Origin of the sequence: Cronobacter sp. HA18003 (assembly GCF_011605905.1) — a bacterium.
Lineage (GTDB): Bacteria > Pseudomonadota > Gammaproteobacteria > Enterobacterales > Enterobacteriaceae > Cronobacter > Cronobacter sakazakii.
The window spans coordinates 1,112,699-1,137,081 of record NZ_JAANQO010000011.1 but is presented as its reverse complement, the minus strand read 5'-3'; the positions used below and the strand labels follow the sequence as shown (position 1 = coordinate 1,137,081).

The 24,383-nt window shown below is 59.0% G+C and carries 20 protein-coding genes; 14 read left to right on the top strand and 6 right to left on the bottom strand.

Annotated elements, in window-relative coordinates:
- Window positions 1-195 precede the first annotated feature (195 nt).
- The 5 genes from hydN to fdhF (G6041_RS06430) all read left to right on the top strand — a co-directional run bounded on the left by hydN (window position 196) and on the right by fdhF (G6041_RS06430) (window position 8,539).
- Window positions 196-741 carry an electron transport protein HydN gene (hydN, locus tag G6041_RS06450; protein WP_004385851.1) on the top strand — a complete coding sequence of 182 codons (546 nt, stop codon included), beginning with the start codon at window positions 196-198 and terminating at the stop codon, window positions 739-741.
- A gap of 34 nt (window positions 742-775) precedes the next feature.
- Window positions 776-2,926, top strand: coding sequence for a formate dehydrogenase subunit alpha (gene fdhF, locus G6041_RS06445; RefSeq protein WP_012124954.1), 2,151 nt, complete (start codon window positions 776-778; stop codon window positions 2,924-2,926).
- 44 nt (window positions 2,927-2,970) lie between these two features.
- On the top strand, window positions 2,971-5,217 hold the full coding sequence (gene hypF, locus G6041_RS06440; RefSeq protein ID WP_012124953.1) for a carbamoyltransferase HypF: 2,247 nt from the start codon (window positions 2,971-2,973) through the stop codon (window positions 5,215-5,217).
- Window positions 5,211-6,233 (top strand): HoxN/HupN/NixA family nickel/cobalt transporter, encoded by a 1,023-nt coding sequence (locus G6041_RS06435; RefSeq protein WP_012124952.1) that lies wholly within the window; start codon window positions 5,211-5,213, stop codon window positions 6,231-6,233. Before hypF ends, G6041_RS06435 begins: the two co-directional genes overlap by 7 nt.
- A 158-nt stretch (window positions 6,234-6,391) precedes the next feature.
- Window positions 6,392-8,539 carry a formate dehydrogenase subunit alpha gene (gene fdhF, locus G6041_RS06430; protein WP_080515374.1) on the top strand — a complete coding sequence of 716 codons (2,148 nt, stop codon included), beginning with the start codon at window positions 6,392-6,394 and terminating at the stop codon, window positions 8,537-8,539.
- A 40-nt stretch (window positions 8,540-8,579) separates the two neighbouring features.
- On the opposite strand, the gene G6041_RS06425 is transcribed toward fdhF (G6041_RS06430), so the two are convergent.
- Complete coding sequence (locus G6041_RS06425) at window positions 8,580-9,491, bottom strand: LysR family transcriptional regulator (RefSeq protein WP_012124951.1); 912 nt, start codon at window positions 9,489-9,491, stop codon at window positions 8,580-8,582.
- A 125-nt stretch (window positions 9,492-9,616) separates the two neighbouring features.
- Between G6041_RS06425 and G6041_RS06420 the strand changes: the two genes are divergently transcribed.
- Together G6041_RS06420 and G6041_RS06415 are read left to right on the top strand one after the other, a co-directional pair.
- On the top strand, window positions 9,617-10,999 hold the full coding sequence (locus G6041_RS06420) for an MFS transporter (protein WP_012124950.1): 1,383 nt from the start codon (window positions 9,617-9,619) through the stop codon (window positions 10,997-10,999).
- 114 nt (window positions 11,000-11,113) lie between these two features.
- Window positions 11,114-11,332 (top strand): hypothetical protein, encoded by a 219-nt coding sequence (locus G6041_RS06415; protein ID WP_012124949.1) that lies wholly within the window; start codon window positions 11,114-11,116, stop codon window positions 11,330-11,332.
- A 45-nt stretch (window positions 11,333-11,377) separates the two neighbouring features.
- On the opposite strand, the gene iraP is transcribed toward G6041_RS06415, so the two are convergent.
- Window positions 11,378-11,722 carry an anti-adapter protein IraP gene (iraP, locus tag G6041_RS06410; protein WP_004385463.1) on the bottom strand — a complete coding sequence of 115 codons (345 nt, stop codon included), beginning with the start codon at window positions 11,720-11,722 and terminating at the stop codon, window positions 11,378-11,380.
- Between the two features lie 322 nt (window positions 11,723-12,044).
- On the opposite strand from iraP, the gene G6041_RS06405 reads away from it, so the two are divergent.
- The gene (locus G6041_RS06405; RefSeq protein WP_196759506.1) at window positions 12,045-12,446 is read left to right on the top strand and encodes a GFA family protein; all 402 of its coding nucleotides are present in this window, start codon (window positions 12,045-12,047) and stop codon (window positions 12,444-12,446) included.
- Window positions 12,447-12,615: 169 nt separating this feature from the next.
- On the opposite strand, the gene betA is transcribed toward G6041_RS06405, so the two are convergent.
- From betA to betI, 3 genes are read right to left on the bottom strand one after another with little or no spacing between them, the layout of a single operon-like run.
- Window positions 12,616-14,295 (bottom strand): choline dehydrogenase, encoded by a 1,680-nt coding sequence (betA, locus tag G6041_RS06400; protein WP_012124948.1) that lies wholly within the window; start codon window positions 14,293-14,295, stop codon window positions 12,616-12,618.
- 27 nt (window positions 14,296-14,322) lie between these two features.
- Complete coding sequence (betB, locus tag G6041_RS06395; RefSeq protein ID WP_041460520.1) at window positions 14,323-15,795, bottom strand: betaine-aldehyde dehydrogenase; 1,473 nt, start codon at window positions 15,793-15,795, stop codon at window positions 14,323-14,325.
- Window positions 15,795-16,403, bottom strand: coding sequence for a transcriptional regulator BetI (gene betI, locus G6041_RS06390; RefSeq protein ID WP_004387948.1), 609 nt, complete (start codon window positions 16,401-16,403; stop codon window positions 15,795-15,797). The genes betB and betI overlap by 1 nt, the downstream gene beginning before the upstream one ends.
- A gap of 251 nt (window positions 16,404-16,654) precedes the next feature.
- Here betI and G6041_RS06385 point away from each other — a divergent pair, with 251 nt between their 5' ends.
- Window positions 16,655-18,685: a choline transporter gene (locus tag G6041_RS06385; protein WP_012124946.1), complete on the top strand. Its 2,031-nt coding sequence runs from the start codon at window positions 16,655-16,657 to the stop codon at window positions 18,683-18,685.
- A gap of 93 nt (window positions 18,686-18,778) precedes the next feature.
- Here G6041_RS06385 and G6041_RS06380 read toward each other — a convergent pair whose 3' ends face one another.
- Window positions 18,779-19,339 carry an AAA family ATPase gene (locus G6041_RS06380; RefSeq protein WP_012124945.1) on the bottom strand — a complete coding sequence of 187 codons (561 nt, stop codon included), beginning with the start codon at window positions 19,337-19,339 and terminating at the stop codon, window positions 18,779-18,781.
- A gap of 88 nt (window positions 19,340-19,427) precedes the next feature.
- On the opposite strand from G6041_RS06380, the gene G6041_RS06375 reads away from it, so the two are divergent.
- The 5 genes from G6041_RS06375 (at window position 19,428) to tssL (ending at window position 24,383) form a co-directional block, all read left to right on the top strand.
- Entirely contained in the window at window positions 19,428-19,721 is a 294-nt protein-coding gene (locus tag G6041_RS06375) for a hypothetical protein (protein ID WP_041460716.1), read from the top strand.
- Window positions 19,722-20,262: 541 nt separating this feature from the next.
- A complete protein-coding gene (gene tssB / locus G6041_RS06370; protein ID WP_041460519.1) occupies window positions 20,263-20,760 on the top strand; it encodes a type VI secretion system contractile sheath small subunit in 498 nt (165 codons plus the stop codon).
- A 34-nt stretch (window positions 20,761-20,794) separates the two neighbouring features.
- The gene (gene tssC, locus G6041_RS06365; protein ID WP_085406850.1) at window positions 20,795-22,336 is read left to right on the top strand and encodes a type VI secretion system contractile sheath large subunit; all 1,542 of its coding nucleotides are present in this window, start codon (window positions 20,795-20,797) and stop codon (window positions 22,334-22,336) included.
- Window positions 22,337-22,350: 14 nt separating this feature from the next.
- Window positions 22,351-23,700: a type VI secretion system baseplate subunit TssK gene (gene tssK / locus G6041_RS06360; RefSeq protein WP_054628752.1), complete on the top strand. Its 1,350-nt coding sequence runs from the start codon at window positions 22,351-22,353 to the stop codon at window positions 23,698-23,700.
- Window positions 23,697-24,383, top strand: coding sequence for a type VI secretion system protein TssL, short form (gene tssL, locus G6041_RS06355; RefSeq protein WP_054628751.1), 687 nt, complete (start codon window positions 23,697-23,699; stop codon window positions 24,381-24,383). The genes tssK and tssL overlap by 4 nt, the downstream gene beginning before the upstream one ends.

The window sequence follows — 24,383 nt, the reverse complement described above, 5'->3', positions numbered from 1 at the left end:
AAACGTACTACCGATGAAGCGGGTTATCAGACCCGCTTTTTTGTTGCCTGAAATCCGTCAATTTCATCGTCATAAATGTCGATGACACCTCCCGTAAAATACCTCTCAAAAATAAAATCATTTTAAATCAATCAATTAAAATCTGGCACGGATCGTGTATTAGCGAGTGGGTTCAACCCATAGCCGGAGATCATGATGAACCGCTTCATCATTGCTGATTCAAGTAAATGTATAGGATGCCGCACCTGCGAGGTGGCGTGCGTGGTATCGCACCAGGAAAACCAGGACTGCGCCGCGCTCACCCCGCAAACCTTTCTGCCGCGCATTCACGTCGTTAAAGGCGTGAACGTCTCAACCGCTACCATGTGCCGCCAGTGTGAAGACGCGCCGTGCGCCAGCGTCTGCCCGAATGGCGCGATCACCCGCGACAATGATTTTGTCCACGTCCACCAGCAGCGCTGCATCGGCTGCAAAACCTGCGTCGTGGCGTGCCCGTACGGCGCGATGGAAGTTGTGGTGCGCCCGGTGGTACGCAACAGCGGCGCGGGCCTCAACGTGCTGGCCGAGAAAGCCGAAGCTAACAAATGCGATCTCTGCCATCACCGCGCCGAAGGCCCGGCCTGCATCGAGGCATGCCCGACTAACGCCATCGTCTGCATCGATCGCAACCGCCTGGAAGCGCTCAGCGCCGAACGCCGCCGCCGTGCCGCGCTCGATGGCCTCTCATCCCTGGCTTTTTAAGCCACTGATTTCACTTTTAACAGGTCTGTTACTGATGAAAAAAATCACCAGCGTCTGTCCGTACTGCGGTGCGGGTTGCAAACTCAAACTCGTCGTGGATAACAACAAAATCGTTCGCGCCGAGGCCGCCGAAGGCGTCACCAACCAGAACCAGCTCTGTCTGAAAGGCTATTACGGCTGGGATTTCTTAAACGATACCCAGCTTCTGACGCCGCGCCTCACCCAGCCGATGATCCGCTACCAGAAAGGCGGCGCGTTCCAGGCGGTCTCCTGGGATGAGGCGATACGCTACACCGCAGAGCGCCTCTCGGCCATCAAAAAGCAGTACGGCCCGCGCGCCATCATGACCACCGGCTCCTCCCGCGGCACCGGCAACGAAACCAACTACGTGATGCAGAAATTCGCCCGCGCAGTGCTCAACACCAATAATGTCGACTGCTGCGCGCGCGTCTGTCACGGGCCGTCGGTGGCGGGGCTGCAGCAGACGCTCGGCAACGGCGCGATGAGCAACTCCATTGGCGATATTGAAAACTCAAAATGTCTACTTGTGTTTGGCTATAACTGCGCTGACTCGCACCCTATCGTGGCGCGTCGCGTGCTAAAAGCCAAAGAAAACGGCGCGAAGGTAATTGTCTGCGACCCGCGCAAAATCGAAACCGCGCGTATCGCCGATCAGCATCTGCAAATCAATAACGGCTGCAATATGGCGCTGGTCAATGCCTTTGGCTACGTGCTGCTCGAAGAAGCGCTGTATGATAAAGAGTATGTGGCGCGCTACACCGAAGGGCTCGACGCCTACCGCGAGACCGTAAAAGATTACGCGCCGGAAGCCGTCGAGCATCTCACCGGCGTCAGCGCGCAGCAGATCCGCCAGGCGATGCGCACCTTCGCCGCCGCGCCATCCGCCACCATTATGTGGGGCATGGGCGTCACGCAGTTCGGCCAGGCGGTGGATGTCGTCAAGGGGCTCTCAAGCCTGGCGCTGCTTACCGGTAATCTCGGGCGCGAGCATGTCGGCGTCGGCCCGGTGCGCGGCCAGAACAACGTGCAGGGCGCGTGCGATATGGGCGTGCTGCCAAACCAGTTCCCTGGCTATCAGGATGTCGAAGACGCGGCGGTGCGGGAAAAATTCGCGCGCGCCTGGGGCATCGATCCGGCCGTGATGGACGACAAAATCGGCGTGCGCATCACCGAGGTGCCGCACCTGGCGCTCGAAGGCAAAGTCAAAGCCTACTACATCATGGGCGAAGATCCGCTCCAGACCGAAGCCGATCTCGGCCTGGTTCGTCAGGGCTTCGACGCGCTCGATTTCGTGGTAGTGCAGGACATCTTTATGACCAAAACCGCCGAAGTGGCGGACGTCCTGCTGCCCGCCACCTCCTGGGGCGAACATGGCGGCGTCTTTACCTGCGCCGACCGTGGCTTCCAGCGCTTTGAAGCGGCGGTTGAACCTAAATATAACGTCAAGCGCGACTGGGAAATCATCAGCCTTATCGCCACCGCGATGGGCTACCCGATGCATTACGACAACAACCAGCAGATCTGGGACGAAATGCGCGAGCTCTGCCCGCTCTTTTACGGTGTGACGTACCAGAAAATGGGCGATATGGGGCATGTGCAGTGGCCATGCCCGACGCTGGAACACCCCGGCACGCCGTACCTCTACGCCGGGAATCACTTCGATACGCCGACCGGCAAAGGCCAGCTTTTCGCGGCACCGTGGCGCGCGCCGGCGGAACAGCCGGACGCCGACTACCCGCTGGTGCTCTGTACCGTGCGCGAAGTGGGGCACTACTCCTGCCGCTCAATGACCGGCAACTGCGCGGCGCTGCAAACGCTCGCCGACGAGCCGGGCCGCGTGCAGATGCACCCGCAGGATGCGGAACGCCTCGGCGTGCGGGACGGCCAGCTGGTGTGGGTAAACTCGCGTCGCGGGCGGGTCATCAGCCGTGCCGACGTCAGCGAGCGCATCAATCCCGGCGCGGTCTACATGACCTACCAGTGGTGGATCGGCGCGTGCAACGAGCTCACCCAGGACAATCTCGACCCGGTCTCCAAAACGCCGGAAACCAAATATTGCGCGGTGAATGTCGAGGCTATCGCCGATCAGCGCGAGGCCGAAGCGTATGTCCAGACCACCTATACCAGCATGAAGGCGCGCCTGCGCGACGCCGCCGCGGTATAGCTCAGCCTGCGCGGGCCTCGTGCCCGCGCGTTTTTGACGAGACGATGAACCTTAACGGTACGATTTTACGCATTCAGGGCCGCGTGCAGGGTGTCGGTTTTCGCCCCTTCGTCTGGCAACTGGCGCAGCGGCTGGCGCTTACCGGCGACGTCTGCAACGACGGCGCGGGGGTGGAAGTGCGCCTGACCGGCGGCGAAGGGGCGTTTATCGCCGCGTTGTGGCAGCACTGCCCGCCGCTCGCGCGTATCGACAGCGTCAGCGCCGCGCCGTTTCGCTGGCCGCAGCGGCCTGACGCGTTTTCCATTCGCGAGAGCGGCGGCGGGGCGATGCGCACGCAAATCACCCCGGACGCCGCCACCTGCCCGCAATGCCTGCGCGAACTCAACGATCCCGCAGACCCGCGCTGGCGCTATCCGTTTATTAACTGCACCCATTGCGGCCCGCGCTTCACCATTATCCGCGCGATGCCCTATGACCGCCCCAATACCGCGATGGCGGGTTTTCCGCTCTGCGCGCCGTGCGAGGCGCAATACCGTGACCCGGCCGACCGGCGCTTTCACGCGCAGCCCGTGGCCTGCCCGACATGTGGCCCGCAGCTGAGCTGGGTAAGTGGTGAACAGACGGCACAAAAAGAGGCGGCGCTTGAGGCCGCCATCGCTGCGCTCATTGCAGGCCAGATTGTCGCCATCAAAGGCATCGGCGGGTTTCATCTCGCCTGCGACGCGCAAAACGCTGACGCCGTGGCGCGCCTGCGCGTGCGTAAGCATCGCCCGACCAAACCGCTGGCGGTGATGCTGACGGACGCCGCAGGGCTGCCTGATGATGCCCGCGCGCAATTGCTCACGCCCGCCGCCCCGATTGTGCTGGTGAATAACGCGCACCTGCCGCCGCTGTGTGAGGCCATCGCGCCGGGGCTTAACGAAACTGGCGTGATGCTGCCTGCGAACCCGCTGCAACACCTGCTGATGCAGGGCGTCGGGCGACCGCTGGTAATGACCTCCGGCAACCGCAGCGGCGAGCCGCCCGCGCTCACTAACGCGCAGGCGCTCTCGCAGCTTAGTGAGATTGCCGACGGCTTTTTGCTGCATAACCGCGACATCCTGCAGCGGATGGATGATTCGGTGATGCGGTCCTGCGGCGAGATGCTGCGCCGGGCGCGCGGCTTTGTGCCGGACGCCATCCCGCTGCCGCCGGGCTTTGCCGATATCCCCGCCACGCTCTGCCTCGGAGCCGATCTTAAAAACACCTTTTGTCTCGCGCGTGGCGGCGAGGCGGTGCTGAGCCAGCATCTGGGCGATCTCAGCAATCCGCAGACCGCAGCACAGTGGCGCACGGCGCTGGCGCTGTTTCGCGACATTTACGATTTTCACCCGCAGCAGGTGGTGGTGGATGCGCATACGGGGTACCGCAGCAGTGCGCTCGGTGAGGCGATGGGGCTGCCGGTGAAACGCGTTCTGCATCACCATGCGCATATTGCCGCCTGCCTGGCCGAGCACCGCTGGCCGCACGACGGCGGCCCCGTCATTGCGCTGGCGCTGGACGGCATCGGCATGGGAGAGGGCGGCGCGCTGTGGGGCGGCGAGTGTTTGCTGGTGGATTATGACCGCTGCGAACGGCTCGGCGGCCTGCCTGCGGTGGCGCTGCCGGGCGGTGACCTGGCGGCGCGTCAACCGTGGCGTAACTGGCTCGCACAGTGGCAGGCGTTTGTGCCGCAGTGGCAAACGCTCCCGCAGGCCGCCGGGCTTCTCGCTAAACCCTGGATGCCGCTCACGCGCGCGATGGCGCGCGGCATTAATGCGCCGCTTGCGTCATCGACCGGGCGCTTGTTTGACGCCGTGGCGGCGATGCTGGGCGTGGCACCTGAAACGCAAAGCTATGAAGGTGAGGCGGCCTGCCGCCTAGAAGCGCTGGCGCAGCGTCATGGCCCGGTAGCGCATTCTGTGACGTTGTCACTTAAGGGCGAAGCTTTCGACATGCCCGCCTTCTGGGCGAGTCTGCTGGCATTTGACGCACCATTGGGTGCCCGCGCCTGGGCGTTTCACGACGCACTCGCAAGCGGCCTCGCGATAATGGCGCGCCGTCACGCCAGCGCGCGCGGCATCAACACCATCGCCTGTGGCGGCGGGGTGCTGCATAACCAGCTTCTGCGCGAACGGCTCGCGTTTTACCTTCACGATTTCCGGCTGCTGCTGCCGCACGCGTTGCCTGCAGGCGACGGCGCGGTGGCGTTCGGCCAGGCGGCGATTGCCGCCGCCGCGTTTTCATCACTTACAGGAACGACGTCATGCTGACTCAATTGCGTAATCTTCCACCCCGTGCGCTGGCCCTGGTGGCCGTGCTTGGTCTTGCCAACCTGGCCGCCTGGATCTGGGCTTTTTATGCGTTTCACGACACTCCCGCGCTGATGGCCGCGAGTCTGCTCGCCTGGGGCTACGGCCTGCGCCACGCGGTGGACGCCGACCATATCGCCGCCATTGATAACGTTACGCGTAAAATGATGCAGCAGGGTAAACGCCCGTGTGGCGTCGGGGCGTGGTTTTCGCTCGGCCACTCCAGCATTGTGGTGCTGGCGTCGGTCGCCATTGCCGCAACTGCCGCGGCGGTAAAAGAAGACATGGCCTGGTTTCATGAGGTGGGCGGCGTGATTGGCACCACCGTCTCGGCGGTATTTCTGCTGGCGATGGCGCTGGTGAATCTGGTTATCCTGCGCGGTATCTGGCAGAGTTTCAGCCGCTTAAAACGTGGCGAGCCGCTGAATATGCCCGCGGATGCCGTGACCGCCGGCGGGCCGATGAACTGGCTGTTTCGCGCCACCTTCCGGCTGGTCAATAAAAGCTGGCATATGTATCTGGTCGGTTTTCTCTTCGGGCTCGGCTTTGACACCGCCACCGAGATTGGCGTGCTGGGCATCTCGGCGGCGGGCGCGTCACACGGCATGTCGGTCTGGTCGATTCTGGTCTTCCCGGCGCTCTTCACCAGCGGAATGGCGCTTGTCGACACGCTCGACAATCTGGTGATGGTGGGCGCGTATGGCTGGGCTTTCAGCAAGCCGCAACGCAAGCTCTACTACAACATGACCATTACCGGCACGTCGGTGGTGGTGGCGCTGTTTATCGGCGGGCTGGAGGCGCTGGGGCTGCTGATGGATAAATTCGGTCTTTCCGGCGGTTTCTGGAGCTGGGTGGCGGGCGTGAACGATAATCTTGGCGACGCCGGGTTTATCGTGGTTGGTTTGTTCATCGCCTGCTGGGCGCTGTCTATTCTCAACTACCGCCTGAAAGGCTACGACGCGCTGCCTGCGCGCTGAGCCGCCACGCGCCTTTCGTCACGTCACTTTTGACGAAAGGCGCGCCCTCGACAGTGATTTTTCCTTTTAAACCCGCGTGCGGCGCGCTTTCCGGCAGCTGGCACGCTTTCTGCATTATCCGCTCCACTCTTTACGCAGTTAACTCTGGAGCATGACCGATGAAAAAAGTCGTTACGGTTTGCCCCTATTGCGCGTCGGGTTGCAAAATCAACCTGATCGTCGATAACGGCAAGGTCGTTAAGGCGGAAGCGGCAATGGGCAAAACCAATCAGGGCGATTTATGCCTGAAGGGCTATTACGGCTGGGATTTTATCAATGATACCCAAATCCTCACCCCGCGCCTGAAAACGCCAATGATCCGCCGTGAGCGCGGCGGCCGGCTGGAAGCGGTCTCCTGGGAGGAGGCGCTGGATTATGTGGCGCAGCGCCTTGGCGACATCAAAGCCAAATATGGGCCCGATGCCATCATGACCACCGGCTCCTCACGCGGTACCGGCAACGAAACCAACTATGTGATGCAAAAATTTGCCCGCGCGGCGATCGGCACCAATAACGTCGATTGCTGCGCGCGCGTCTGACACGGCCCCTCGGTTGCAGGTCTGCACCAGTCGGTCGGTAACGGCGCCATGAGCAACTCCATCACTGGCATTGAAAATACCGATTTAGTCTTTGTATTTGGGTACAACCCGGCGGATTCGCATCCGATTGTCGCCAATCGCGTGATCAAAGCGAAGAAAAATGGGGCGAAAATTATCGTCTGTGACCCGCGGAAAATCGAAACCGCGCGGATTGCGGATAGGCATCTGGCGCTGAAAAACGGCTCCAACATCGCGCTGTTGAACGCGATGGGGCACGTGATTATTGAAGAAGATCTCTGGGATCACGCCTTTGTATCGGCGCGTACTGAAGGCTTTGAAGAGTATCGCAAAATCGTCGAGGGCTATACGCCGGAGTCGGTGGAAGCTATTACCGGCGTCAGCGCTGAGGAGATCCGTGAGGCGGCGCGGATGTACGCGCGTGCGGAACGTGCGGCGATCCTCTGGGGCATGGGCGTGACGCAGTTTTACCAGGGTGTCGAGACCGTGCGTTCACTGACCAGCCTCGCGCTGCTGACGGGTAACCTCGGCAAACCGAGCGCGGGCGTTAACCCGGTACGCGGGCAGAATAACGTGCAGGGCGCGTGCGACATGGGCGCGCTGCCGGATACTTATCCGGGCTATCAGTATGTGAAATTCCCCGAGCACCGTGAGAAATTCGCCAAAGCCTGGGGCGTGGCGTCGCTGCCGGCGCATACTGGTTATCGCATCAGCGAACTGCCGCACCGCGCGGCGCATGGCGAAGTGCGCGCCGCTTACATTATGGGGGAAGATCCGCTGCAAACCGATGCCGAGCTGTCGGCGGTGCGCCAGGCCTTCGAGACGCTGGAACTGGTAATTGTGCAGGACATTTTCATGACCAAAACCGCTGCAGCGGCGGACGTGATTTTGCCTTCCACCTCCTGGGGCGAGCATGAAGGGGTTTACACGGCGGCGGATCGCGGCTTTCAGCGTTTCTTTAAAGCGGTGGAGCCGAAGTGGGATCTGAAAACCGACTGGCAGATCATCAGCGAGATCGCCACCCGGATGGGCTACCCGATGCATTACGACAACACTAAACAGATCTGGGATGAACTGCGCGCGCTGTGCCCCGATTTTTATGGTGCCACCTACGAGAAAATGGGTGAGCTTGGCTACATCCAGTGGCCGTGTCGTGATGAATCCGAGGCCGATCAGGGCACCGATTACCTGTTTGAGAAGGAATTCTCCACGCCGAACGGGCTCGGACAATTCTTCACCTGCGACTGGGCACCGCCGCTTGATCGGGTCAACGAGGAGTATCCGCTGGTGCTCTCCACGGTGCGCGAAGTGGGGCACTACTCCTGCCGCTCAATGACCGGCAACTGCGCCGCGCTGGCGGCGCTGGCGGATGAGCCGGGTTATGCGCAAATCAACAGCGCCGACGCAAAACGCCTCGGCATTGAAGACGAGGCGCTGGTGTGGGTGGTATCGCGCAAAGGCAAAGTCATTACCCGCGCGCAGGTGAGCGACAGGCCGAACAGAGGCGCGGTCTACATGACGTACCAGTGGTGGATTGGTGCCTGTAACGAGCTGGTGGCGGAGAATCTAAGCCCGATCACAAAAACGCCGGAGTATAAGTACTGCGCCGTGCGCGTCGAGCCGATAGCGGATCAGCGAGCCGCCGAGCAGTATGTGATTGACGAGTACAACGCTCTGAAAACCCGGCTGCGGGAGTCCGCGCAGGGTTAAATAACGAATCCCCCGTAAGGGGGATTTTTTTGCTCGGCATTCAGCCTTCCGGCATCCGCGCGCGGCACTCCGCCAGGACAAACTGGCGCAGCCAGCGGTGCGCCGGATCGGCATCCAGACGCGGATGCCACATCTGCGACACGGTAATCGGCCGGGTCGCCACAGGTAATTCAAACCACGTAAGCCCGGTATCGCCCGGCAGATTAATCAGAAACGAGGCGGGCACCAGCGCCACCAGATCGGTGCCGCGCGCGACGGCGAGCGCCGCCGGAAACCCCGGCACCACCGCGGCGATATTGCGTGACAGCCCCCGTTGCGCGAGCGCGTCATCGACCGGCCCGGTCAGCACGCCGCGCCGCGACGCCGCCACGTGTCCCCACGCGAGGTAATCCTCAGGCGTGACGTCACGCCCGGCGAGTGGGTGATCGCTTCTCACCACGCCCACGAAGCGGTCACGGAACAGCCTCTGCTGCTTGATTTCTGGCCCCATCTCGCCTGGCACACCGATTTCCAGATCCGCCTCGCCTTCACGCAAGGGCCGGTCGCTTTTCACCGGCTTTGGCGCGAAGCGCAGGCGCACGCCGGGCGCACATCGTGCAGCCGCCGCAATCAGCGCCGGGCCGAACGCCTCCACAAAACCGTCGTTGGCGCGCAGCGTAAACGTCTGCTGGTGACGTGTGATATCAAATTCCTGCGGCGCAGGGCGCAGCACGGCGCGCGCGGCAAAGACCGCGCCCTGGGTGCGCTCGCGAAGGGATTCTGCATAGGGCGTGAGCACCATCTGGCGTCCGGCACGTACCAGCAGCGGGTCGCCGGTGGTCTCGCGCAGGCGGCTTAGCGTGCGGCTCATCGCCGACGCGCTTAAATTCAGACGACGCGCTGCCGCCGCAACGCTTTTCTCAGCGAGCAGGACATCAAGGGCGAACAGCAAATTTAAATCCGGGTCATTCATCGTCAGGCTCCGGGTGTCATCATGACAGATGGCGTTTCATGCAGGGATAAAGTGCAATGGTTGCGTCTTCCGCTATGTATCGCCGGAAAGTAGAGTGAACGCAAGCACACATTTTCGGAGTAATCATGACGTTATTTACTGACCTGCCCGGCGATGAAGGGCTGCCGGGGCGCGAGCGCGCGCTGGCGATGATCGCGGTGATGACGAGTACCACGATGGCGGTTTTTGATGGCGCGATGGTGAATATCGCGCTGCCGGAAATGGCCCATGCCCTGAATGCGACGGCGGCGCAGACTGTCTGGGTGGCGAACGGTTATCTGCTCTCGGCGGCGATGACGCTCGCGATTTTCGCCGCGCTGGCCGGGCGGCTCGGCTTTCGCACGTTATTTGCCGCAGGCGTCGGGCTGTTTACGCTCGCTTCACTCGGCTGCGCGCTTTCGCCGTCGCTCCCCTGGCTTGTGGCGATGCGAATTTTACAGGGCGTGGGCGGCGCGGCGACGCTCAGCATCGCGCCCGCTATTCTGCGCACCATTTTCCCGAACCGGCTGCTCGGGCGCATTCTCGGCATGAACGCGCTGCTTATCGCCACCAGCACGGCCATCGCGCCGGTGCTGGGCGGCGCGCTGCTCGCCACGCTCGGCTGGCCCTGGCTGTTCGCGATCAACATTGCACCGGGCGTGCTGGCGCTGCTGCTGACGCTGCGCACGCTACCCAATGATACACACCCGTCGCGCGGGCCGTTTGATGTGCCAGGCGCGCTGCTTTCGGCGATGATGCTCGGCGCGGCGGTGATGGCGTCAGACGCGCTGTCGCTTGAGGCGCTACTCGGCTTCGGCGCACTGGCGCTGGTGGCGGGCCTGCTGCTGGCCTGGCGTTTAAAACGCGCGCCAGCGCCGCTGCTGCCGCCGCAGCTCTTTGCCAACGCGCGGTTTTCGCTCGCGGCGCTGACCTCGCTGGCGTCGTTTGTGAGCCAGGGGATGACCTTCGTGGCGCTGCCGTTTCTGTTCCAGAGCGTCTACGGTTACAGCGCGCTCCACGCCGCGCTGCTCTTCACCGCCTGGCCTGTCGGGATCATTCTGGTGGCCCCGCACGCCGGGCGGTTGGCCGACCGCTACGCGCCGTCGGTTATCGCGACCGCGGGTCTTGCGCTTTTTGTGGCGGGCCTGGTGGTGCTGGCGTTGCTGCCTGCGCACGCCGCCGCCTGGGACATCAGCCTGCGCGGATTGCTGTGCGGCATTGGGTTCGGCTGCTTTCAGAGCCCGAATAACCGCGAGATGCTGGCGGGCGCGCCGCGTGAATACAGCGGTTACGCCTCCGGCGTGCTGGCGATTATGCGCACCTTCGGGCAATGTCTGGGCGCGGCGCTGGTGGGTGTGCTCCTCACTGTAGGGGCAACGTCTGCCAGTGGTATCGCCGAGGTCGCAGGCGTGCGTCTCGCGCTGTGGATCGCCGCTGCGACCTCGCTGCTGGCGCTGGCCTTCAGCGTCAGCCGTTTACGCAAGCGTTAAGGCCACAGGGCGGTTACCTGTGCTATTCCCGCGTTACCGGGCGGGTTATAAAATCAGGCGCGCCCGCGTAGCCTGTGTTAAGGTCGATTTTTAATCGAACCAGAGGGCTGATAAATGCCAAAGAATGTCGTGACAATTTTGCCAGGCGGACAGGTTGAGCATGTTGCTGTAGATGATGAGCTGCAGGTCATGCGGATCAGCGGAGAAAAGGGCGCCACGCTTGAGCTGCCGATCGAAAGTTATAAGCTCGACGGAGAAACGTATCTGGTGGCGCGGTTTTCCGGGCTGGTGAGCGATCAGGAAACCGAAAACGCGATCCGACAGTTCTATTAATGTTAGGTTACAGGGGCACAGAGCCCCTGTAACGTTTATTTGCGGTCAGAATTGCTTATCGCTGGTGAGAGAGGATGAGAGTTTACGCAAGGCGTCAATATCCAGTTCCGGCTTCTCTTTATCCAGTACGCAGGCAATGGATAACAGCTCGTTAAACTGGTTGAGTAATATTTCAGTGTCCGATTTAAACGCGTTATCTTCTGCATCCAGCGCCGCATTGATGGCTTTTTTCACGCCTTCAATCATCTCATCCATTCCGCCGTTTTTCCCGATAGTCATCAGCATGGCGCTTAACAGCAGTGCCTGCGCTTCTACCTGAGCCGTCAGAATTTTCGCTTCCGCATCCATTTTCGAGATTTTAGCAATCATGCTGTAAATCACATTATTCATGGCACTTCCTCCTTTTGCTCGACCAGCATATCAGGGAGGCGAGCACGGGCAATGTTGTGTAGTCTTAAATCAGCGCAGCGCGCCGCAAGAATGCTGAACGCAACGGCCTGTGCCTTGCGCGCAGGTGTGGTTCAGAGAAAGTCGTTAAAAGATGTCATTAAAAGAGAGAGGGTACCTATTATATATACGATAACAGGCCCTTCTGTCTGCATATTCACACGTAAAAGCGCGGGCGTAATCGCATAATCCCCACGTACCGCCTCGCGCGGGCGAGCGCCGCTGAAAATACTTTATTGGCAAGGAGATATATAGCGTGGAAAAAATGAATGGCCAGTGTCACTGCGGTACGGTGAAATTTACCGTGGAATTAACGGACGGGCTGAATACCGCCCGCCGCTGCAACTGCTCTTATTGCCGGATGCGTGGCGCTATTACGGTGTCGGCACCGCTCAATGGTATTACGGTACTGGAGGGTAAGGAAAAACTGACGGAGTATCGTTTTAATACCCGCCAGGCCGCGCACTATTTCTGTTCGGTGTGCGGCATTTATACCTTTCACCAGCGACGTTCAAACCCGGATCAATATGGCGTGAATGTGGCTTGCCTTGAAGGCGTTTCGCCCTTTGATTTTCCTGAAATCAAAGTGACAGAAGGTATTCACCACCCGAACGACGGTGGGGGCGGGGTCGCCGGTTATTTACGTTACACGCCGGTTGAAAAATGACGGCCTGCGCCTGAAGAACCGCGTTAGCAGAAACGTGACCAGATAAAGGCCCGCGCCAAAACAAGATGTGCGATCACGCCGGGGCGAGGTTATATACACGAGATGGCGTTTGCCGCCGCGCTGGCGGGCGAAAAGCCGGTAAGCGGCGAGCTTACCGGCAAGGGAAGGGTTATGGACGCAGGGGTTCGCCACGTACCGGGCGGTCGCCCGCCACAAAATAGCTGGCGGTGCTGCGCGGCAGCGGCGTGCGGCCACGGATGTTATCCGCGATTTTTTCGCCGATCATGATGGTGGTCGCGTTCAGGTTGCCGGTGATAATCAGCGGCATGATGGACGCATCCACCACGCGCAGGCCTTCCAGCCCGTGCACGCGGCCTTCGTCATCCACAACGGCCATCTCATCGCTGCCCATTTTGCAGGTGCCGCACGGGTGATAGGCGGTCTCTGCGTGGTTACGGACAAATTCGTCAAGCTGTTCGTCAGTCTGGCAGTCGATGCCCGGGCTGATTTCCCGGCCGCGGAATTTATCCAGCGCGGGCTGGTTGATTATCTGGCGCGTGATGCGAATGGCGTCGCGGAACTCCTGCCAGTCCTGCTCGTGCGACATGTAGTTAAACAGGATCGCCGGATGCTGGTGTGGGTCGCGCGATTTAATGCGCACGTGGCCGCGGCTCGGCGAGCGCATAGAGCCGACGTGACACTGGAATCCGTGCGCTTCGACGGCGTTCGAACCGTTGTAGTTAATCGCCACTGGCAGGAAGTGGTACTGAATGTTCGGCCAGGCGAACTCTTCGCGGCTGCGGATAAACCCGCCGCCTTCAAAGTGGTTGCTGGCACCAATGCCGGTGCCGTTAAACAGCCACTCGGCGCCGATTTTCGGCTGGTTCCACCATTTGAGCGCCGGGTAGAGCGAGACTGGCTCTTTACATTCGTACTGCAGATACATCTCCAGGTGATCCTGAAGATTTTCGCCGACGCCCGGCAGATCATGCACCACCGGAATATCAAATTGTTTCAGCAGTTCCGCATTACCGACGCCGGAACGCTGGAGGATCTGCGGCGAGGCGATAGCACCCGCGCAGAGCAGCACTTCACGGCGCGCATGAACCTCCTGCGGCGTGTTGCTGGCACCGTGAAGATACGCCACACCCACCGCGCGTTTGTTCTCAAAAAGAATGCGGTCGGTTGTGGCATGGGTGATGATTTTCAGGTTCGGGCGCTGTTTCGCGGTATCCAGATAGCCGCGCGCGGTGCTGGAGCGGCGGCCCTTCGGCGTGACGAAGCGATCCATCGGACCGAAGCCTTCCTGCTGATAGCCGTTCAGATCGTCGGTACGCGGATAGCCCGCCTGCACGCCTGCTTCTATCATCGCTGCGAACAGCGGGTTGTTGCCTGGCTTGCAGGTGGTGATGCTGACCGGGCCGTCGCCGCCGTGGTAGTCGTTCGCGCCGATATCGCGCGTTTCCGACTTACGGTAGTAGGGCAGGCAGTCGAGATAGGTCCAGCGCTCAAGGCCGGGCTGCTGCGCCCAGTTGTCGAGATCCATCGCGTTGCCGCGGATATAACACATGCCGTTAATCAGCGACGAGCCGCCGAGGCCCTTGCCGCGCCCGCACTCCATGCGGCGATTATTCATGTACGGCTCAGGCTCGGTTTCATAGGCCCAGTTATAGCGTTTGCCCTGTAACGGGTATGCCAGCGCCGCCGGCATCTGGGTGCGGAAATCAAAACGATAGTCAGGACCGCCCGCCTCCAGCAGTAATACAGTGACATCGCTGTCTTCGGTCAGTCTTGTTGCCAAAACATTCCCTGCGGATCCGGCTCCGATAATGATGTAATCAAATTCCATTAGTCGTTCCTCAGGTTAAAAGGTGAATCAAAATACGGACTGAAAGCGGGTCATCTCGACCTGCACGGATTTCACCTGCGTGTAGTTTTGCAGGGTCATCAGCCCGTTTTCACGGCCAATGCCGGAGTGTTTGTAGCCGCCGACCGGCATCTCGGCTGCGGATTCACCCCAGGTGTTGATCCAGCAAATCCCGGCTTCAATCTGGTGAATCACGCGGTGCGCGCGGTTGAGATCCTGCGTGACGACGCCTGCGGCGAGGCCGTAATCGGTGGCGTTGGCGCGCTGTATGACTTCGTCTTCGCGCTCGTAAGTCAGAATCGACATCACCGGCCCGAAGATCTCTTCGCGCACGATGGTCATGTCATCGCGGCAGTCGGTAAAGACGGTGGGCTCAACCCAGGCACCGTTATCGAACCCGTCGCCGGTCAGACGTTTACCGCCGCACAGGACGCGCGCGCCTTCACGAATGCCGGTGTCGATATAACGCATGACGTTATCGCGGTGCGCGAAGCTCACCAGCGGGCCGAAGTTGGTGGCGGGGTCGTTCAGATCGCCTGCTTTAATACGCGCCACCCGCGCGGCGATTTTCTCTTCAAAGGCCGCCTGCCATTTCGCCGGGATAAACACGCGCGTGCCGTTGGTGCAGACCTGGCCTGAGCTGTAGAAGTTGGCCATCATGGCGATATCGGCGGCGAGATCGAGATCCGCATCGTCAAAAATGATGAGCGGCGATTTACCACCCAGCTCCATCGTCACCTCTTTCAGCGTCGATCCCGCCGCGTTCGCCATGACTTTTTTGCCGCTGGCGACGCCGCCGGTGAAAGAGACTTTATCGATGCCCGGATGTTCGGTCAGCAGTTGTCCGGTGACGGCACCGCTGCCGTTAAGCACGTTAAAGACGCCGTCCGGCACGCCCGCTTCGGTGTAAATTTCCGCAAGCTTAAGCGCGGTAAGCGGCGTCACTTCGCTCGGCTTGAAAATCATGGCGTTACCGGCGGCAAGCGCCGGCGCGGATTTCCACAGCGCAATCTGGATCGGGTAGTTCCACGCGCCGATGCCCGCCACCACGCCGAGCGGCTCGCGGCGCGTGTAGACGAAAGCGGTGTCGCGCAGCGGGATCTGCTGCCCTTCAAGCGAGGGGATAAGCCCCGCGTAGTATTCCAGCACGTCGGCACCGGTGACGATATCCACCGCCTGGGTTTCGCTCAGCGGTTTACCGGTGTCGAGCGTTTCCAGCGCGGCCAGTTCATCGTTGCGCTCGCGCAGGATATCGACCGCGCGGCGCAGGATGCGCGAGCGCTCCATCGCAGTCATCGCCGCCCAGATTTTCTGGCCTTTGCGGGCCGCTTCCACGGCACTATCGACATCGGCCTTGCCTGCTTCATGCACCTCGGCGAGCACGTCGCCGTTTGCCGGGTTGATGGTCTGGAAAGTGTTACCCGTGGCGGAGGGTACATATTTGCCGTCAATATAAAGCGGCTGTTCTGCGAATCGGGACATCATTCCTCCTTCTCATGGGGTGCTGCGCCAGCCAGTTGCTGGCGGATGAATTGGGTGGTGAGCGTGCGGGCGGTCTCCAGATTAAACGGCTGGCCGCTCAGCGCCGCGCGCAGCCACAGGCCATCAATGAGCGATGCCAGACCATGCGCCGCCAGCCGCGCCTGTTCGCGCGGCAGCTCGCGGCGAAACTCGGCGGCGAGCGTCGAAAACAGGCGGCGGCTGCTGACGCGCTCAAGCCGCCCGAGCTGCGGCTGATGCATGCTGCTGGCCCAGAAATCGAGCCAGGCTTTCATCGCCGCGCTGTGTACCTGGGTGTCATCAAAGTTGCCTTCGACGATCGCCAGCAGGCGCGCCTCAGTACTGGCCTGCGCCAGCGGCCTCAGGCGGGCGGCGACGGCGTCGCGAAGCTGGCGAGTAATGTCGCGCATGGTCGCTTCGAGCAGGCCGTTTTTGTCCTTAAAGTAGTGGCTAATAATGCCTGCCGAGACGCCCGCCCGGCGCGCGATCTGCGCGATGGTGGCGTCGTTGATCCCAACATCATTAATGGTGCTTAACGTTGCATCAATTAACTGCCTGCGCCGTATCGGCTGCATTCCTACTTTGGGCATGACCCGGACTCCGCTTCACCACGTTGTTAATATCTATTAGAACTTTTTTTGATTGGACGTTCAATATAAAAAAATAAATTGTTAAGATGCTGTGATTGTTTTGTCGCAAAAGCGAAACGGTACGCTACGCTAAAAGGCGATTAATCACCGTCATGAATTATTGGAAAGGAGAAGAGACGCGCCTTAGGGGCGGAGAACAATAAACACGCTAACGCTTTCATTTTTGACAGGATATTAACCAGAGGTAACCGATGACTAATCCACCTGCCAGTGAAAAAAACAGAATTAACCCCGTGGTGTTTTACACCTCAGCCGCGCTGATTCTGACTTTTTCACTGGTCACTATCTTCTTCAGTGAGCTGTCTGCGGCCTGGATCCAGACGGCGGTCAACTGGGTCTCGGCGACGTTTGGCTGGTATTACATGCTAGCCGCCACGCTCTACATCGTTTTCGTTATTTTCATGGCTTGCTCGCGCTACGGCGATATTAAACTCGGGCCTGAACAGTCAAAACCCGAATTCAGCCTGCTGAGCTGGTCGGCAATGCTGTTTGCCGCAGGCATCGGTATCGATCTGATGTTTTTTTCGGTGGCTGAGCCGGTCACGCAGTATATGCAGCCGCCGACAGGGGCAGGGGAAACCATCGAAGCCGCGCGACAGGCGATGGTCTGGACGCTGTTTCACTATGGTCTTACGGGCTGGTCAATGTACGCGCTGATGGGTATTGCGCTCGGCTACTTCAGCTATCGCTATAACCTGCCGCTGACCATTCGCTCCGCGCTGTACCCAATTTTCGGTAAACGCATTAACGGACCTATCGGCCACACCGTTGATATCGCGGCGGTGATCGGCACCATTTTTGGCATCGCGACGACGCTTGGCATCGGCGTGGTGCAGCTTAACTACGGCCTGAAAGTGCTGTTTGATATCCCGGAAGGGCTGACGGCGCAGATGGCGCTGATTGTGCTGTCAGTGATTATCGCCACCATTTCGGTGACATCGGGCGTCGATAAAGGCATCCGTTTTCTTTCGGAGCTGAACGTTATTCTGGCGCTGGGGCTTATCCTGTTTGTGCTCTTCATGGGCAAAACGGATTTCTTGCTGAACGCGCTGGTGCTCAATATTGGCGATTACATCAACCGTTTTATGGGGATGGCGCTCAATACCTTCGCTTTTGACATGCCGCGCCAGTGGATGAACAGCTGGACGCTCTTTTTCTGGGCCTGGTGGGTGGCGTGGTCGCCGTTTGTCGGGCTGTTCCTGGCGCGCATTTCGCGCGGGCGCACCATTCGTCAGTTCGTGCTCGGCACGCTGATCATTCCGTTTACCTTTACGCTGCTGTGGCTCTCGGTGTTCGGCAATGCGGCGCTGTATGAGATCATTCACGGCGACGCAGGCTTTGCGCAGGAGGTTATCGCCCATGCCGAACGCGGCTTTTACAGCCTGCTGGCAGAGTATCCGGCGTTTAAACTGAGCGCGTCGGTCGCGACCATCACCGGCATGCTGTTTTATGTGACCTCCGCCGACTCCGGCTCGTTGGTGCTTGCGAACTTCACCTCAAAGCTGAAAGACATTAACAGCGACGCTTCCAACTGGCTGCGTATTTTCTGGTCGGTCGCCATCGGCGTGCTGACGATGGGGATGCTGATGACCAACGGTATCTCGGCGCTGCAAAACACGACGGTTATCATGGGCCTGCCGTTCAGCTTCGTCATTTTCTTCATCATGGCCGGGCTGTATAAATCGCTGAAGGTGGAAGATCACCGTCGCGCCAGCGCCAGCCGCGATACGGCGCCGTATATTCCATCGGGCAACGATCGTCTGAGCTGGAAAAAACGCCTGTCACGGCTGATGAACTATCCGGGGACGCGCTATACCCAGCAGATGATGGAAACCGTGATTTACCCGGCGATGGAAGATGTGGCGAAAGAGCTGGAGCTGCGCGGTGGCCGCGTGACGCTGAGAAAAGTGGCGGCGGACGACGAGACGCCGCTGGGGTATCTGGATCTGCGCGTGCATCTCGGCGAGGAGCAGGATTTTATTTATCAGGTGTGGCCGCAGCAGTATTCAGTGCCGGGCTTTACCTACCGCGCCCGCCGCGGAAAATCGCACTATTTCCGCCTGGAAACCTTCCTGCTGGAGGGCAGCCAGGGCAATGATCTGATGGATTACAACAAAGAGCAGGTGATTATCGATATTCTCGACCAGTACGAGCGTCACCTGAACTTTATTCATCTTCATCGCGAAGCGCCAGGGAACAATCTGGTGTTCCCGGAGGTGTAAAAGGAATGAGGCCACGCGAGTGGCCTTTTTTGATCCCGGCGCGGGAGAGGCGGAATGAGAAACAGGCCAGGCCATCAGGACACTTTGTGTTGATCACTGGCATGGCGGAATTAACGCGGTTTGTGCCCGTATCCAGTCGGCTCGTGCCTGCGGCGTGGCGAAAGGAATTTCAGCCAGTTCATAGCCGTAGCGCGTGTAGACTCGCTTCATCACTTCCCAGGTGCGTACCGCTTCTTTAAATGTCTGCCTGCGTTCGGCGTCCTGCGTGAAGATAGCTTTCCAGGGGGGCGCGATAAAAACGATGGCGTCGTAGCGCAATCGAAGTGCGGCGTCGTGAAGCGTTTCTGGTACAGGCAACTCACACAGATTCAGGTAACCAATGATATCCGGAATGCCCCGGTCGAAGAACACCACATCATTCATCGCGTCGGCTGCATACCATGCCTGCTTTTCCCGGTTGAGCATCATCGCCGCGAATGCTTCTCTGTCGAGCCACGGCAGCGCAACGCCGCCCGCGCTTACCTGTTCCTGAATAATTGCTCTGCCGGTTTCTGGCGACGTGTTCGATCCCGCGCGGGCAAGGCTCGCCAGTAGCGTACTTTTGCCTGCGCCGGGCCCGCCGGTGATGACGATTTTACGGGTTGTTGAAATCATAATAACGGCCTCTTTGCGGTCAGAAGTCTGTTCGCACGCTATGCTTTCTGGGGCGCGCCTCGCGCGAACTTTTATGCGGAGTAAGGTGATGAAATTAATCGTGACGATGATGTTTTTCGGGAGCGCGATGTGCAGTCTCCCTGCGTTAGCCTCAAGCGATGACAGCTGGCAGGCGCTGTTCTCCGCGATGAACAAAGCTTGCGTCAGCGCGGCCGGGATAGACGAGGTGCAAGTTTCGAAACCGGTATTATTCCCGGATGAAACGGGTATGGCAGGGCTAATGATGAAAGGCAACACAGGCAAGATGAAACACAAGGTTAGCCTGATTTGTCTGTATGACAAAGCAAAAAAGAAAGCGTTTGTCAGCGAATATACGTGGTGAAAGGGAAAACGTGTCGCGGTATTAACGCCAATATTTAAATGAGTAGTGTTGTTATTTATTAATGGATAATTTCGAATTGGTGTCCTGATTATTATTAGTGCGTCAAATGTATTTTTGGGATGAATTGCCTGCGGATGAATGTTATTCCCTGATATGTATTTTTATGGTGAATTTTTTTTGAGGCTGAAATTTTTGTGGTGGATTCGCCTTTGCGCAGTGCGGCTTTTTCCGTTTATTTCTTCGTGGTCCAGATTCGGATGTCATTTTCGCCTGCCGGTTTCTGTATTTGTGTATAAATACACGAAGCAGGAGTCGTTTTGTATTATATCAAAGGCTGTCTGTAAGCTTTATTGTTTTTTGAAATGCAGTGTAACAGATATAAGAATCGGGCCTCTTGTATACGCTGGCTTCGGGCGTAACATATTTAAAGTGTTTGATTTTATCTGCCGTAAAGGATGCGGCAGAGAATGCGGCAGGGATTGTCGCTGACGCTCCCTGTTCTTTCCGTCAACGTCAAATTGCCTTAATGAAGGAACACGTCATGTCTGGTTCATTTCAGGAAGAACTTCCTAAAGCCCGTATTAACCTGAAGTTAAATCTGCACACCGGTGGCGCGCAGAAAAAAATCGAGCTGCCGCTGAAATTACTGGTCACCGGCGATTTCAGTCACGGCCAGGAGCACCGGCCGCTGTCTGAGCGCAAAAAAATCGACATAAACAAAAATAATTTCGACAGCGTGCTTTCGGAATTTTCACCGGCGCTGAATCTCGCCGTGGAAAATACCCTGGCCGGTGACGGGCGCGAAGAAAACGTGCGCCTGACCTTCCGCCAGATGAAAGATTTCGAGCCGGAGCAGGTGGCGCGGCAAATTCCCCAGCTGAAAGCCATGCTCGCGATGCGCAATTTACTGCGCGACCTGAAATCCAATCTCCTTGATAACGCCACCTTCCGCAGGGAGCTGGAAACCATCCTGAAGGATCCGGCCCTGAGCGATGGCTTACGCGCGGAACTGGCGTCGCTGGCCCCGAAACACGCCTGAGGCGCACCGGGTTTATTACGGATTAACGAGAGAAATGCTGATGTCTGTTCAGAACACCCCCACTGCTGCCGGCGCCACGCAGGTACCGGAAACCACCGGCGGCGTCTACGCCTCGCTGTTTGAAAAAATTAACCTTCACCCGGTCGACGCGCTTGATGATATCGACGCCTGGCAGGACAGCCAGCGCCTGGCGGACGCCTCCGCCGATGAGCGCGTGACCGCCGCGGTCCGGGTTTTCCTGGAGCGCCTGAAACAGTCCGGCCAGCAGGTTGAAAAGCTCGACAAAACGCTGCTTGACCACCATATCGCTGAGCTGGACCGGCAAATCAGCCGCCAGCTGGATACGGTGATGCACCACCCGGAGTTTCAGCAGGTGGAATCGCTGTGGCGCGGCCTGAAGCATCTGGTGGACCGCACCGACTACCGCCAGAACGTGCGCACGGAAATTCTCGATATCGCCAAAGAGGATTTGCGCCAGGACTTCGAGGACGCGCCGGAAATTATCCAGAGCGGCCTCTACTGGCACACCTACACGGCGGAATATGACACGCCCGGCGGTGAGCCGGTGGGGGCGGTGATTTCCTCGTATGAGTTTGACGCCAGTGCGCAGGATATGGCGCTGCTGCGTAACATCTCTAAAGTCTCCGCCGCGGCGCACATGCCGTTTATCGGTGCCGTCGGCCCGAAATTTTTCCTCAAAGATTCCATGGAAGAGGTGGCGGCGATTAAGGACATCGGCAACTACTTTGACCGCGCCGAATACATCAAGTGGAAATCCTTCCGTGACACCGACGATGCCCGCTATATCGGCCTGACCCTGCCGCGCGTGCTGGGCCGCCTGCCGTACGGCCCGGACACCGTGCCGGTGCGCAGCTTTAACTATGTGGAAGAGGTGAAAGGGCCGGACCACGAAAAATACCTGTGGACCAGCGCGTCGTTTGCCTTCGCGGCCAATATGGTGAAGAGCTTCATTAATAACGGCTGGTGCGTGCAGATCCGCGGCCCGCAGGCGGGCGGTGCGGTGCAGGACCTGCCGATTCATCTCTATGACCTCGGCACCGGCAATCAGGTGAAAATCCCGTCGGAAGTGATGATCCCGGAGACCCGTGAATTTGAGTTCGCGAACCTCGGTTTTATCCCGCTCTCCTACTACAAAAACCGCGACTACGCCTGCTTCTTCTCGGCGAACTCGGCGCAGAAACCGGCGCTGTACGACACGCCGGACGCGACGGCCAACAGCCGCATCAACGCGCGCCTGCCGTATATCTTCCTGCTGTCGCGCATCGCGCACTACCTGAAGCTGATTCAGCGCGAGAACATCGGCACCACCAAAGACCGCCGTCTGCTGGAGCTGGAGCTGAACAACTGGGTGCGCGGTCTGGTGACGGAGATGACTGACCCGGGCGACGAGCTGCAGGCGTCACACCCGCTGCGCGATGCGAAAGTGGTGGTGGAAGATATCGAAGACAACCCGGGCTTTTTCCGCGTCAGGCTGTACGCCGTGCCGCATTTCCAGGTGGAAGGCATGGACGTCAGCCTGTCGCTGGTGTCACAGATGCCTAAAGCGAAGGCGTGACGGGCGGAGATGGAATGAAGATATTTCGACCACTGTGGAACGAGGGGGCGCTGCTGTCCCCTCAGCAATTTCAGCAACAATCTGCCTGGGAGGCGTTCACTAATGCCGGGGTGTTAGGGCTGTCATCGCCGTTTCCGTGGGGCGTAGAGCGCGTTGAACTGGATGACGAGCTGCTTGCTTCCGGACGTATTCAGGTGCGCGCTCTGCGTTTATGGCTCCCCGATGGCACGCTGGTAGATACGCTGAACAGCGACCTTCCGCCGCAACCCCGCGAACTCAACCCGCATGAGCTGGCAGGGCAAGATAGCATTACTTTACTGCTGGCTCTGCCACCGATGCAGCCCGGCATTATAAACGTGCAGAAAGCCTCTTTCGTCTCTGAGCGTCCGTTACGCTACCGCGAGGAGTGGGTTTCACTGCCCGATGCATTTGGACCCGAAGAAGAGTCTGTTGCCGTGGCGCACTTTAATCTCTCTTTACGCTTTGGGCATGAAAGTAATGAATCCTGGCAAACCTGTCCTGTAAGTCGACTGGTTCGTGACGGGCAAGGCGGCTGGCGACAGGACGCGAGTTTTATTCCGCCAATGGCGTTATTTTCCGCAAGCGCGATGTTACAGGAGCGTCTGGTGTTGCTGAATCGCCAGTTGCGCTCCCGCCGCCAGCGATTAATGTCTATGCGTCGTGAAAGCAACGAGCGGCTTGCTGATTTTGCTGTCGCGGATGTGTCGTTGTTCTGGTTGCTTAATGCCCTGAATTCCCATGCCCGCGTGCTGAGCGAATATGAACGCTTTCCGGCACGTCATCCTGAACAGGTCTGGGCTGAACTGGCACGGCTCGCAGGCAGCATGCTGACGTTTTCACTCGAACACGATCTGGACATTATTCCCGGATACGACCACGCCGAGCCGGAGCACACTTTTCCCCGTTTATTTGATCTGATAACCGAATTACTGGAAGCAAGCCTGCCGTCACGGGTTATCGCGCTGCCAATGACACGGCTGGATGAACTGACCTGGAAAACCTCGCTGCATGACATGCGCCTGCGGGAAGAGGCTGATTTCTATCTTTCTGTACGATCCGATATTCCTGCCTGGCAAATTGCCGAACGTTTTCCTGAACTCTGTAAAGCTGGCTCCCCGGATGAAGTAAACGCGGTTTCCATCAGCGCGCTGAATGGCATACCGCTGATTCCGGTGATGCGCGTGCCTGCTGCGCTGCCGGTGCGCCTGGAAAATCACTATTTTGCGCTGGATATGGAAAGCGCGGCCGCGCGCGACATGCTGGAGCAGGGCGTATGCATGTTTTATGTACCGTCTCTGCTGGGCGCGCTTGAAATTGAACTGTTTGCGGTGCTGCGCTCATGAGAGAAGAAATCGACATTGATCAATTGATGGCCGATACGTGGCTAACAGTCACGATGTTGCGCTATGGCGCTTCTGTCCCTGATGGAAAATCGCTGTACAAGACCTGCTGCGCCCAGGTGGAAAGCGTACGCGAAGCGCTTACACAGGCGGGCTATGACGATGCCAGCATAGAACACATTTCATATGCTCAGTGCGCGCTACTGGATGAAACGGTGATGAGCCGCAAACCAGCGCTGAGGGAGGACGGGGAACTGGTGATAACCGATGAAGGCCAGCGAGAATGGCGAATGGCCCCCCTGCAAGCTAAATACTTTGGATCCTTACGTGCAGGCGAGGCGCTCTGGGATCGCATTGCAGAAGTATTACGCCAGCCCGCGCCATTACAGGCCGTCTTAACCTGCTACCACCGTGTTCTTTCGCTGGGTTTTCAGGGGCTTTACGGTGTGAAAACCGTCAGCCAAACTCAGCGAGAGGAAACGCTAAACGCCCTGAGTGCGCAGGTGCCGCCGGTGAAGAGCGATATTTCTCTGGTTGTTCGCAAAACAAAAAAACGGCGTTATAACCTGCTGCGTTCTGTCGGATTCTGGATCCTGCTTTCGATCATCATCACCGTGATCGCCTGGTGGTGCGGGCATCTCTGGCTTCAGGCGCTTCTGACTGCTGAACTTCCGGAGCTGCATTGA

Coding starts and splice junctions, on each gene's coding strand:
- hydN (WP_004385851.1), top strand. CDS start 196: ATGAACCGCTTCATCATTGCTGATTCAAGTAAATGTATAGGATGCCGC.
- fdhF (WP_012124954.1), top strand. CDS start 776: ATGAAAAAAATCACCAGCGTCTGTCCGTACTGCGGTGCGGGTTGCAAA.
- hypF (WP_012124953.1), top strand. CDS start 2,971: ATGAACCTTAACGGTACGATTTTACGCATTCAGGGCCGCGTGCAGGGT.
- G6041_RS06435 (WP_012124952.1), top strand. CDS start 5,211: ATGCTGACTCAATTGCGTAATCTTCCACCCCGTGCGCTGGCCCTGGTG.
- G6041_RS06425 (WP_012124951.1), bottom strand. CDS start 9,491: ATGAATGACCCGGATTTAAATTTGCTGTTCGCCCTTGATGTCCTGCTC.
- G6041_RS06420 (WP_012124950.1), top strand. CDS start 9,617: ATGACGTTATTTACTGACCTGCCCGGCGATGAAGGGCTGCCGGGGCGC.
- G6041_RS06415 (WP_012124949.1), top strand. CDS start 11,114: ATGCCAAAGAATGTCGTGACAATTTTGCCAGGCGGACAGGTTGAGCAT.
- iraP (WP_004385463.1), bottom strand. CDS start 11,722: ATGAATAATGTGATTTACAGCATGATTGCTAAAATCTCGAAAATGGAT.
- G6041_RS06405 (WP_196759506.1), top strand. CDS start 12,045: ATGAATGGCCAGTGTCACTGCGGTACGGTGAAATTTACCGTGGAATTA.
- betA (WP_012124948.1), bottom strand. CDS start 14,295: ATGGAATTTGATTACATCATTATCGGAGCCGGATCCGCAGGGAATGTT.
- betB (WP_041460520.1), bottom strand. CDS start 15,795: ATGTCCCGATTCGCAGAACAGCCGCTTTATATTGACGGCAAATATGTA.
- betI (WP_004387948.1), bottom strand. CDS start 16,403: ATGCCCAAAGTAGGAATGCAGCCGATACGGCGCAGGCAGTTAATTGAT.
- G6041_RS06385 (WP_012124946.1), top strand. CDS start 16,655: ATGACTAATCCACCTGCCAGTGAAAAAAACAGAATTAACCCCGTGGTG.
- G6041_RS06380 (WP_012124945.1), bottom strand. CDS start 19,339: ATGATTTCAACAACCCGTAAAATCGTCATCACCGGCGGGCCCGGCGCA.
- G6041_RS06375 (WP_041460716.1), top strand. CDS start 19,428: ATGAAATTAATCGTGACGATGATGTTTTTCGGGAGCGCGATGTGCAGT.
- tssB (WP_041460519.1), top strand. CDS start 20,263: ATGTCTGGTTCATTTCAGGAAGAACTTCCTAAAGCCCGTATTAACCTG.
- tssC (WP_085406850.1), top strand. CDS start 20,795: ATGCTGATGTCTGTTCAGAACACCCCCACTGCTGCCGGCGCCACGCAG.
- tssK (WP_054628752.1), top strand. CDS start 22,351: ATGAAGATATTTCGACCACTGTGGAACGAGGGGGCGCTGCTGTCCCCT.
- tssL (WP_054628751.1), top strand. CDS start 23,697: ATGAGAGAAGAAATCGACATTGATCAATTGATGGCCGATACGTGGCTA.